The sequence below is a fragment of the Protofrankia sp. Cr1 genome (genome assembly GCF_963555865.1).
Lineage (GTDB): Bacteria > Actinomycetota > Actinomycetes > Frankiales > Frankiaceae > Protofrankia.
This window is the reverse complement of record NZ_CAUVXO010000571.1, coordinates 2,875-3,925: the sequence shown is the minus strand read 5'-3', so window position 1 is coordinate 3,925 and position 1,051 is coordinate 2,875. Positions and strand designations below refer to the sequence as shown.

The 1,051-nt window shown below is 59.3% G+C and carries 2 pseudogenes; both read left to right on the top strand.

Going from position 1 to position 1,051, the window contains the following annotated elements:
- Positions 1-735, top strand: a pseudogene (locus U9980_RS25985) (hypothetical protein); the annotation flags it as partial.
- 15 nt (positions 736-750) lie between these two features.
- Positions 751-1,051: pseudogene (locus U9980_RS25980) on the top strand (hypothetical protein); the annotation flags it as partial.

Genomic DNA, 1,051 nt, shown 5'->3' with positions numbered 1-1,051 from the left:
GAGGGGTTGAGCGAGGGATACGGGTTCCTTGCCTGGCTTGCGTGGGACATGTGGGAGATCGGTTCTGCTCAGCGCTACTACCATGCCGCCGTTCGCATGGCACGCCAGTCACGGCATCCCACCCTCACGGCCTACATGCTAGGCAGTACCGCCGTGTTCACCGCGAAATCCGGCAATCCCCATCGCGCCTTGGACCTGATTCATCAGGCACGTGAATCCCTCCCAGCACGCACACACGACACCATCAAAGCGTGGCTGTACTCCACCTCTGCCGCCGCGTACGCTTCCGCGCAGCAACCAGACGAAACATGGCGATATCTTGATATGGCCCATGAGGCCACGGCTCGCATCCGAGTGGATGACAATCCGCCATGGCCGTGGATCATGCGTTTTGACGACGAGAAACTAGCAGGTTACCGGCTTACAGCCGCCGTGGACCTGCACAATCCAACAGTGGCTCTGAGTAGTGCGTTGCTCGCCACAAAAGCGCAGGCCCACAGCGCCCAGCACGCACTCAACCTTCTGGCAAAAGCAGACGCTCATGCGATGAACCGAGACTATGACCAAAGCGCGACCGTTGCCCTCACCGCGCTCGATGCTGCATCGATGAAAACATCTCAGAAAGTCATCCGCGCAGCGTGGAAGACATGCCACGCACTTCCCGTTAAGCCTCGCATCGAATCGGTTCAGCGGCTTGACGCGAGACTCCGAACCTTGGACCCGCTCGACATCTGAAAGGCGCCTTCCGCTGTGATCAACGTCGGCATTACAGGGCATCGTGCGCTCACTCCGATGATCGAGGGATACGTACGTCGAGAGATTCGTATAACCCTCCAAACACAAAACGCCTCCGACCTTACCGGAATCACGTGCCTCGCAGACGGCGCGGACACCATATTCGCCGAAGTCCTCTCGGAGATGGGCGGCCGACTGGTCGTGATCGTTCCCGCAACCACTTACCGCGATAACCTCCCGGCTGAGCACCATTCCGCATACGACCAGCTCTACAACCAGGCAAGCGAGATCTACCGCCTGGCCTTCCACGAGTCGA